The organism is Streptomyces sp. NRRL WC-3549 (genome assembly GCF_000721935.1).
Taxonomy (GTDB): domain Bacteria; phylum Actinomycetota; class Actinomycetes; order Streptomycetales; family Streptomycetaceae; genus Streptomyces.
Window position 1 is genome coordinate 4099 of sequence record NZ_KL585440.1, and the last position, 1271, is coordinate 5369.

General features: G+C 73.6%; 3 protein-coding genes. 1 reads left to right on the forward strand and 2 read right to left on the reverse strand.

Annotated features, from left to right (window positions below; genetic code table 11):
• The coding region (locus IH13_RS45335; RefSeq protein ID WP_234433477.1) for a hypothetical protein at window positions 1-407 on the forward strand (407 nt) is incomplete at its 5' end.
• 85 nt (window positions 408-492) lie between these two features.
• Here the strand turns inward: IH13_RS45335 and IH13_RS0132850 are convergent.
• Complete coding sequence (locus IH13_RS0132850) at window positions 493-696, reverse strand: hypothetical protein (protein WP_031090225.1); 204 nt, start codon at window positions 694-696, stop codon at window positions 493-495.
• Between the two features lie 10 nt (window positions 697-706).
• Window positions 707-1271: 2-phospho-L-lactate guanylyltransferase (gene cofC / locus IH13_RS0132855; protein WP_063837522.1), on the reverse strand; the 565-nt coding region annotated here is incomplete at its 5' end.

The window sequence follows — 1271 nt, forward strand, 5'->3', positions numbered from 1 at the left end:
AGGGCAGCCTCTCGGGCGGTTCTTCCACCCGGACCACGGCCAAGGCGGCCGCGAAGAAGGCCACCGCCAAGAAGGCCACGGCGCGCAAGAGCACCGCGGCGGCGAAGAAGACCACGCCGGCGGCGAAGACCACGGCCGCGGCGAAGAAGACCGCCCCGGCGAAGAAGACCACGGCCGCGGCGAAGAAGACGAAGACCACGGCCGCGGCGAAGAAGACCGCCCCGGCGAAGAAGACCACGGCCGCGGCGAAGAAGACCGCCCCGGCGAAGAAGACGACGGCCGCCAAGAAGGCCACCGCCACCAAGACCGCGCCCGCCAAGAAGACCACGGCGAAGACGGCCCCGGCGAAGAAGACCACCGCGCGCAAGACGGCCGCCAAGAAGGCCACCACCACCCGCAAGAAGTGAGACCGGGCAGGCAACGCCCCTAGCTCGAAACGCGCCGGGCCGGGCTCCCCTCGGGGAGCCCGGCCCGCGGGCTGTCAACGGCCGTTCAGAACGTCTGCAGGGTCACCAGGGTGATGCGCAGCGACGCGCCCTCGCCCTCGGTCTCGATCCGTACCCGCTGGCCCGGGCGCAGCAGCCGCAGGCCGCCCGCGTCGAAGGCCGGGGCGCCGAAGTCCACCGGGGTGCCGTCGTCCAGCAGCACACTGCCGGACCGGGTCTCGGAGTCGTACGTGAACGAGGTCGCCTGCATGGGCGCCAGTCTAGAGGCCCCCTCGGCCGTCCACGGCGGAGACCGGTGCGGAGCACAGGGCGGCGGTCCGGCGCCCCACCCCCAGCGCCAGCGCCGCCCGCAGGTCCTCCCCGGTGTCCACGTCCCTGCGGACCGAGTCGAGTCCGGCCACCGGGACCTCCACCGCGCCCGAGGCCCGGTGCCGCGCCCGGGACGCGCCACCGAAATCCGGACGCAATTCCACACCCGGGGCCGCCGAGAGGAAAGTCGTACCGATTTCCTGGGCGTCGGTGACGAACGTACGGGGAAAAGCGTCGGCGAAATCGAGAACGCGCGCCAGTTCCCTCGGCCGCAGCGCGGGCAGATCCGCGTTGAGCGCGGCCACCGCCGCGCCCGGGCGCCCCGCGCGCACCGTCCGCGCACCGTGCTCCAGCGCGGCGTTGAGCCCCGCCGCCGGGGCGTCGGCCACCGTGGCGGCGCCGAGCGCGGTCAGCGCCGCCGCGGCCACCGGGTCGTCCGTGACGACCAACACATCGCGCACCGCCGGACACGCCAGCGCGGCGGACACCGTGTCCTGTCTCTTATACACATCTCTG

What these genes read in the sequence shown, in the direction of transcription:
- IH13_RS0132850 (WP_031090225.1), bottom strand. Translation starts at nt 696, where the DNA reads ATGCAGGCGACCTCGTTCACGTACGACTCCGAGACCCGGTCCGGCAGT.